Raw genomic sequence first — 7,740 nt, 5'->3', positions numbered from 1 at the left:
TCGGCGAGCCGGAGCGAGCGACCGCCAGCCCGCATGCCGCCCTGACCTTCGACGGAGCTGGAAGCAGGGAATTCTGCGCGGCGCACGTTTCAACGATTCCGATTCCGCCGCGCCTCGGATTCTCGTGTCGGCGTAGGATAGAGCGGAAAAACCTGCTCACGCGAAGGAGAAGGACGCATGAGGATCGCCATAGCCGCCGGCGGCACCGCCGGACACATCAACCCCGCGCTCGCGCTCGCCGAGGAGCTTCGCGACCGCGGCCACGAGGTCACGTTCTTTGGCCGCCCGTCCAAGCTCGAGGGCACGCTCGTCCCACAGGCGGGGTTCTCGCTCGTCGACGTCGAGGTCACCGGCTTCGACCGCTCGCGCCCCTGGACCGCGCTTACCTCGCTCTACCGCGTCTGGGCCGCCAAGCGCGATCTCGAGCGCCGCTTCAAGCAGGAGGGCGCGCCCGACGCCGCCATCGGCTTCGGCGCCTACGTCGAGGTCCCGTTGCTCGGCTGGTGCAAAGAGAACCACGTGCCCCACCTCATCCACGAGCAGAACTCCGTGCCCGGCCTCGCCAACAAGATGATGGCGCCCGCAGCCTCCAGGGTCTGCATCTCGGTCCCCGCGGCGCGCTCGGTCTTCGAGCGCGAGGGCGATCCCGACCATGTGGTCCTCACCGGCAACCCCGTGCGCCGCTCCGTGATCGCCGGCGACCGCGCCCGCGGCCGCGCCGCGCTCGGCGTGCCCGACGACGCGACGCTTTTGCTCGTGTTCGGCGGGAGCCTCGGCGCCCGCACCCTCAACGAGGGCATGGCCGCCCTCAAGGGCCGTCTTCTTTCCATCGACGGCCTTCGCGTCGTGCAGTCTACGGGCAAGGGCGGCTACGACGAGGCCGCCTCCGCGCTCTCGCTCACCGATGCCGAGGCCGCGCGCTGGGACCTGCGCCCCTACATCGACAACATGGGCGATGTCCTCGCGGCCGCCGACCTCGTGCTCTCGCGCGCCGGGGCCTCTTCGATCGCCGAGATCGCGGCCCTGGGCGTCCCGTCCGTGCTCGTGCCGTACCCCTTCGCGACGGCCGACCACCAGACCACGAACGCGCGATACCTCACCGACGCCGGCGCCGCCGTCCTCTTCAAGGACGACGAGGTCAAGGAGCCTGCGTTCGGCGATGCCCTCGTGGGGCTCCTCGAGGACTCCTCACGCCGCGCCGCGATGCGAGCCGCCGCGAAGGGCCTTGGCCAGGATTCCGCTGCCGCGGCTCTCGCAGACCAAGTGGAGAGCTCTGCCCGAGGCTAGGCGCGCCCGGGGTTTGCGATAAAGTAGATGGTTAGGCTGGGTCGCTGCATGGGCCGCCCGCCGGCAGGTTACGCAATTTCGAGAGGGGCATTCATGACCGAGGTCTCGTCCAACGCGAAGATCGAGAGCGCGCACTTCATCGGTATCGGCGGAACGGGGATGAGCGGCATCGCCCTGGTGCTGCACGAGCGCGGCTGCAAGGTCACCGGCAGCGACCTTAAGGCATCCCATTATGTCCGCGAGCTCGAGGACGCCGGCATCGAGGTCCACGTGGGCCATGAGGCGGCCACCATCGACGCCGCCATGCCGCAGGTCGTCGTGACCTCCACCGCCATCCCCGAGACCAACCCCGAGGTCCTGCGCGCCCGCGAGCTGGGCATCCCCATCTGGCCTCGCGCAAAGATGCTCTCCTATCTCTCCAACAACGCCACGACGGTCGCCGTCGCCGGCACCCACGGAAAGACGACTACGTCCTCCATGGTCGCCACGATGCTCGACAAGCTCGGCCTCGACCCGTCCTTCCTCATCGGCGGCGTCGTCGAGGGCTACGACACCAACGGCAAGAACGGCGACGGCGGCTACTTCGTCTGCGAGGCGGACGAGTCCGACGGCTCCTTCCTCTACCTCAACCCGAACGTCGTCGTGGTCACTAACATCGAGGCCGACCATCTCGACCACTACGGCACGCTCGAGAACATCGAGAAGACCTTCTGCAAGTTCATGAGCCTCGTGGGGGAGGACGGCACCGTCATCATCAACGGTGACGTGCCCCACTACGTCGAGCTCGCCCGCTCCACGGGCCGCCGCGTGCTCACCTACGGCTTCGACGAGTCGTGCGACTACGTGTGCCATCCCGAGGACACCCATCACAAGATCGAGAGCAACTTCAGCGTCTCCACCCCGTCGCACGGCGACGTCCACGTGACCATCGCCGCCAACCCCGGCCGCCACAACATGGCCAACGCCACCGCGGCCCTTGCCGTGGCCGACGTCCTCGGCAAGGACGTCAACGACGCCGTCGCGGCGCTCTCGCAGTTCAAGGGCGCGCGCCGCCGCTTCACGCACGTGGGCGACATCGCGGGCGTCACCGTGGTCGACGACTACGGCCACCACCCCACCGAGGTCGCGGCCACCCTCGCTGCGGCGAAGGACCTGCAGTTCTCCCGCATCGTCTGCGTTTTCCAGCCGCACCGCTACAGCCGCACCCAGGCGCTGGCGGACAAGTTCGCCCACGCCTTCAAGGACGTCGATGTCCTTCGCGTGATGGACGTCTTCTCGGCCGGCGAGATGCCCATCCCCGGCGTCTCCGGCAAGACCATCACCAACGGCGTTGCCGCCACCGGCGAGGTCGCCGACGTCGAGTACATCCCCAACCGCCGCGAGCTCGTGAACAACCTCGTGAGCATCGTGCGCCCGGGGGACCTGCTCATCACTCAGGGCGCCGGCGACGTCACCCAGATCGGCCCCCTCTTCATCGAGGCGATGCGCGAGCGCGAGGCGAAGGAGTAGCCCAGGTGAGCGTCTTCAACGCCTACATGAGCCTTTCGGGCGCCACCGACGCCGACGTTCTGCGCGACGAGAAGCTCTCGCGCCGCACGTCGTACCGTATCGGCGGTCCCGCCCGCCTGCTCGTCCTCGTTCACAGCTTCGCCGCCCTCGGCAAGGTCGTCGACGTGCTCGCAGAGGAGCACGTCGACTGGGTCATCCTGGGCAAGGGCTCCAACGTGCTCGCCTCCGACGCCGGCTACGACGGCGCCGTCATCGTGCTCGATGACGAGTTCGCGCGCGTGAGCGTGGACGCCGAGCAGGGCATCGTCACCGCGGGCGCGGGCGCGCTTCTTTCCAAGGTCGTGGCCGAGGCCGCGAAGGCCGAGCTCACCGGGCTCGAGTTCTGCGTCGGCATCCCTGGCACCGTGGGCGGGGCCGTCTCGATGGACGCGGGCACGAGGCGCGAGTGGATCGGCCGCTGCGTCCGCGACTTCGTGGTGTACCGCCCGGGCGAGGGCCTGCACCGTTACGAGGGTCACGAGATCGAGTGGGGCTACCGCTGCACCTCGATCCCCACGAGCGAGATCATCCTCGAGGCCACGCTCGCGCTCGGGCATGGGCAGAAAGCCAAGATCTCGGCCGACATGGAGTCGCGCCTCTCGCGCCGACGCCGGACCCAGCCCATGGGCAAGCCGACTTGCGGCTCGGTCTTCCGCAACCCGCTCGACGGTTCCGCGGGCCAGCTCATCGAGGCCTCCGGCTGCAAGGGGCTGAGCTCCGGGCGCGCCCAGGTCTCGACCGAGCACGCCAACTTCATCGTGAACAACGGTGGCGCCACCGCCTCCGACGTCCTCTCGTTGATCCAGCTTATGCACGACTCCGTGCTCGCCAGCAGCGGGGTCGACCTCCGCTGCGAGGTCAAGCTCCTGGGATTCGGCGAGTAGCGTTTCATGGCAGACCAGAGGAAAAAAGGCACGCCCCGAAAAGGGACGCACCGGTCGTCTGCGCCGAGCCCGGCGCGCGGCGGCCGCAGCATGTCGATACCCCGCGGCGGTGCGTCTCTCGGGCGCGGGCCTGCGGGACCCTCGGGCAAGCCCCGGCTCTCCGCAAAGAAGCCCTCTGCCCCTGCGCGCAAGCCGTCGCTTGCCGTGAAGAGGACCCCGGCCCCGAAGGCCGCGGCTCGGCCGATGGCCCGCCCTGCCGGTGCGCACCCTTCCGCCGCGCACCCGCGTCAAGGGGCGAAGCCGAGAAAGCCCATCGCCTCCCAGCACCCCAACCGCCGTTCCGCTGCGCGCAAGCCGGCCTCGGGCTCGCCCAAGCTCGAGCTCAAGAACCCGTTCGTCGGCATCGGCGCAAAGAAGCCCTCCTCCAAACCCGCCGCGGGAGGGGCCCAAGGCTCTGCGCCCGGCTTTCTCAACCGCGGCGGAGCTCCCATCAGCAGCGGCGCCGCGGCCCGAGAGCAGCACCAGAAGGAAGGACGCATCAAGCTCGTGGGGGGCGTCGCCGTCCTCATCTGCGTCCTCGGCCTAGCTGCGCTTGTGGCGTTCTTCGCTCTGCGCGACTCGGCACTCTTCTCGGCCGACAACGTGATCATCGAGCCGTCGACGCACGTGTCCGATGCTGACATCTCCAATCTCCTCACGGTCCCGGACGGCACCACGTTGCTCAACGTCGACCTCGCGAACCTGGAGTCGCAGATCAAGCGCGATCCGTGGGTGGAGTCGCTCGAGCTGACGCGCGAGTTCCCCCATACCCTGCGCCTGACCATCAAGGAGCAGGAGCTGGAGGCGTTCGTGGTCATGAGCTCGGGCTCGCTCGGGTGGTACCTCGGCAGCGGCGGTTCCTGGATCGAGCCCGCGAAGATCGCGGTTGCCGACGGGCAGTCCATCAACGACGCAGCGCTCCAGAAGGCCCGCTCGGAGGGCGTTCTGTTGATCACGGGCGTCCCCGCGACGGTCGATCCCCAGGCGGGCTGCGCAGCTACCGATGATGTCCTCGCGGCCGTCGATGATTTCCGGAACGGTTTCTCGTCAGATTTCTCGTCGATGATCGTGAGCTACGACGCCTCGAGCGCGGACGCGATCTCCTGCATCCTGGAGAATGGCGTCCAGATCTCGCTCGGGTCGGCTGCCAACATCTCGGCTAAGGAGCAGGTCGCCCAGGCACTGCTGGACAAGTACCCCGGGCAGATCACCTACATCAACGTCCGAAACCCCTCCAGCGCATCGGTGCGCCGCGTGGGGTCCGAGGACGTGACGCAGGGTAGCGGCGCCGATGGCCAAGCCGCCGGTGCCGGGGGGCAGTCCTCCGCCTCCTCGGCGGACTCCTACTCTAGCGAGGGATGACCTGCGAGGCGCGGAAGAGCACTTCCGCGCCTTTGTGCTTTAAGGTTGGTAGAAGCTCTTTCTTTGCGCGCTCATGGCCCGCTTAAGCTGCGTTTGCGGGCTTTCCTCCATGGTTTCTCCACGCTGTTTGACTCGATGCGCCTCGATGTGCAAAACTACCTCGCTTTGACCGAGGCCTAAGGTTTAACTCGAGGTTTAGGGTTTCTCATCGCCTCTTCCAAGCACGCCAACAAGCGACCGCAAGGACACACGATGGCAAAGACGTCAGCAAAGGCCCGCAGGGCTTTCAAGCAACCGGCTCGTCGCCCCGAAGGGCCCGCGGCCAAAGAGGAGGAAACGATGATCAAGGACACCGACACCCTCAACAACTACCTCGCCGTCATCAAGGTCGTCGGCGTGGGCGGCGGCGGCAACAACGCCGTCAACCGCATGATCGAGGAAGGCATCCGTGGCGTCGAGTTCGTGGCCGTGAACACCGATGCGCAGGCGCTCGCCATCTCCGACGCCGACATCAAGGTGCACATCGGCTCCGACATCACCAAGGGCCTGGGTGCCGGCGCCAACCCCGAGGTCGGCAAGGAGGCCGCAGAGGATTCCCGCGACGAGATCAAGGCCGCGCTCGCCGGGGCGGACATGGTCTTCATCACCGCGGGCGAGGGCGGCGGCACCGGCACGGGAGCCGCTCCCGTCGTGGCCGACATCGCCAAGAACGACGTGGGCGCCCTGACCGTCGGCGTCGTCACCAAGCCCTTCACCTTCGAGGGACGTCGTCGTTCCAGCTCCGCCGTCGACGGTATCAAGAACCTCTCCGAGATGGTCGACACCCTCATCGTCATCCCGAACGACCGCTTGCTCGACCTCTCCGAGAAGAAGACCACGATGCTCGAGGCCTTCCGCATGGCCGATGACGTTCTGTGCCAGGGCACCCAAGGCATCACCGACCTCATTACGGTCCCGGGCCTCATCAACCTCGACTTCGCCGACGTCTGCACCATCATGAAGGCCTCCGGCACCGCGATGATGGGCATCGGCACCGCCTCCGGCGACAACCGCGCGACCGACGCCGCCTCCGAGGCCATCTCGAGCCGCCTGCTCGAGGGCACCATCGACGGCGCGACGCGCGTCCTGCTGTCCATCGCGGGCAACAAGGACCTCGGCATCCAGGAGATCAACGACGCCGCCGACCTCGTGGCCCAGAACGTCGACCCCGACGCGACCATCATCTTCGGCACCGTCGTCGACGAGTCCCTGGGCGACCAGGTGCGCGTGACCGTCATCGCCACCGGCTTCAACGACGCCAACGTCCAGCAGCCGCTGCCCACGATGACCATGCCGTCCAGCCGCCCGGCGAGCCCGCGCCCCGCTGCTCGCCCCGCGGCGTCCGCTCCTGCCCCTGCGCCCGCTCCTGCGCCCGCACCGTCGATGCCGATCAACGTGAGCCGCCCGCAGTCGAGCTCCAGCAACGACTTCGACATCCCCGACTTCCTCAAGCGCAGCAGGATCTAGGCCTGTTTTGACCAGCCTGCGCAGATACAAGGCGGGCGACGTGGCCCTTCTCTCGGACACCGAGTCCGGGTGCGGGGTCACGTTCGCGTTCACTGAGCGGACCGGCGGCGTGAGCGCGGAGCCCTTCGCCTCCCTGAACCTCGGCGACAGCTGCGGCGACGCGCCTGCGGCCGTTGCGGAGAACCGCCGGCGCGCGCTTACGGCCATCGGGGCCGCGGACTGCGCCGGCGCCCTCGTGACGCCGCACCAGGCCGCCGCGCAGGCGCGCTCCGGCGCGGACGCCGTCGTCTGCACGGCCCCCGACGTGCCCGTCCTCCTGTGCTTCGCCGACTGCGTCCCCGCGGTTATCTGCGCTCCCGGCGGATTCGCCGTCGCCCACTCCGGCTGGCGCGGCACCATCGCCCGCATCGCGCAGAAGACCGCCCGCGTCCTCATGGACGAGACCGGCTGCGCGGCCGCGGACCTCAAGGCGTACGTCGGCCCCCACATCGGGGGCGTCGACTACGAGGTGTCCGCCCAGATGATCCGCGACTTCACCGCCGAGTTCGGAGAGGGCGTGCACGTGGGCGTTGCGTCGAGGCGCAAACTCGACCTTGGCTACGCCGTCGCCTGCGCCCTCACCGACGCGGGCGTGCTGCGGGAGAACCTCGCCGTGTGCCGCGTCTCGACCGCGACCGCGACGGACCGGTTCTTCTCGTACCGCGCAGAGGCGGGCAACTGCGGGCGCCACGCGGCGCTCGCCGTCATGCGCACGGGCACTACCCCCGCATGGGAGCCCCTGGATTAACGAGAAAGGCAGGTGCTCGATGGCTACCCCGAAGCTGGACATAGAGCTCGATGACGCGTACCAGGCGTTTCTCGCCGACCGTAGGCGGCAGATCCTCGATCGCGTGTCCGCTGCCTGCTCGCGCGCCGGCCGCGACGCTTCCGAGGTGCTCGCCCTCGCCGTGTCGAAGACGGTCGAGCCCGAGGCGTGCCTGCTCGCTTGGCGAGCCGGGTGGCGTGCCTTTGCCGAGAACCGCCCCCAGGAGCTCAGCCGCAAGCTCGAGTTCGCCGCGACCGAGCCCGAGATGGCCGAGGCGCGCTTCGATGCCATCGGCAATCTCCAGAAGAA

The 7,740-nt window shown here is 68.5% G+C and carries 6 protein-coding genes and 1 pseudogene; all 7 read left to right on the top strand.

Going from position 1 to position 7,740, the window contains the following annotated elements; translation table 11 throughout:
• Positions 1-177 precede the first annotated feature (177 nt).
• Complete coding sequence (murG, locus tag ACT84W_RS08400) at positions 178-1,287, top strand: undecaprenyldiphospho-muramoylpentapeptide beta-N-acetylglucosaminyltransferase (RefSeq protein ID WP_444328879.1); 1,110 nt, start codon at positions 178-180, stop codon at positions 1,285-1,287.
• Between the two features lie 93 nt (positions 1,288-1,380).
• A complete protein-coding gene (gene murC / locus ACT84W_RS08395) occupies positions 1,381-2,796 on the top strand; it encodes a UDP-N-acetylmuramate--L-alanine ligase (protein WP_432291430.1) in 1,416 nt (471 codons plus the stop codon).
• 5 nt (positions 2,797-2,801) lie between these two features.
• Positions 2,802-3,719: a UDP-N-acetylmuramate dehydrogenase gene (gene murB, locus ACT84W_RS08390; RefSeq protein WP_432291429.1), complete on the top strand. Its 918-nt coding sequence runs from the start codon at positions 2,802-2,804 to the stop codon at positions 3,717-3,719.
• Positions 3,720-3,809: 90 nt separating this feature from the next.
• Positions 3,810-5,120, top strand: coding sequence for an FtsQ-type POTRA domain-containing protein (locus ACT84W_RS08385; RefSeq protein WP_444328878.1), 1,311 nt, complete (start codon positions 3,810-3,812; stop codon positions 5,118-5,120).
• 339 nt (positions 5,121-5,459) lie between these two features.
• A complete protein-coding gene (gene ftsZ, locus ACT84W_RS08380; protein WP_444328877.1) occupies positions 5,460-6,626 on the top strand; it encodes a cell division protein FtsZ in 1,167 nt (388 codons plus the stop codon).
• Between the two features lie 40 nt (positions 6,627-6,666).
• On the top strand, positions 6,667-7,413 hold the full coding sequence (locus ACT84W_RS08375) for a polyphenol oxidase family protein (RefSeq protein ID WP_444328876.1): 747 nt from the start codon (positions 6,667-6,669) through the stop codon (positions 7,411-7,413).
• 19 nt (positions 7,414-7,432) lie between these two features.
• Positions 7,433-7,740, top strand: a pseudogene (locus ACT84W_RS08370) (YggS family pyridoxal phosphate-dependent enzyme); the annotation flags it as partial.

This window comes from Paratractidigestivibacter sp., from assembly GCF_052362415.1.
In the GTDB taxonomy this organism is placed as follows: Bacteria; Actinomycetota; Coriobacteriia; order Coriobacteriales; family Atopobiaceae; genus Paratractidigestivibacter.
The sequence above is the reverse complement of the archived record's forward strand: the minus strand, read 5'-3'. Positions and strand labels throughout refer to the sequence as shown.

Excerpts from the sequence above, each read along its gene's own strand:
- murG (WP_444328879.1), top strand. The coding sequence starts at position 178 with ATGAGGATCGCCATAGCCGCCGGCGGCACCGCCGGACACATCAACCCC.
- ACT84W_RS08385 (WP_444328878.1), top strand. The coding sequence starts at position 3,810 with ATGTCGATACCCCGCGGCGGTGCGTCTCTCGGGCGCGGGCCTGCGGGA.
- ftsZ (WP_444328877.1), top strand. The coding sequence starts at position 5,460 with ATGATCAAGGACACCGACACCCTCAACAACTACCTCGCCGTCATCAAG.
- murC (WP_432291430.1), top strand. The coding sequence starts at position 1,381 with ATGACCGAGGTCTCGTCCAACGCGAAGATCGAGAGCGCGCACTTCATC.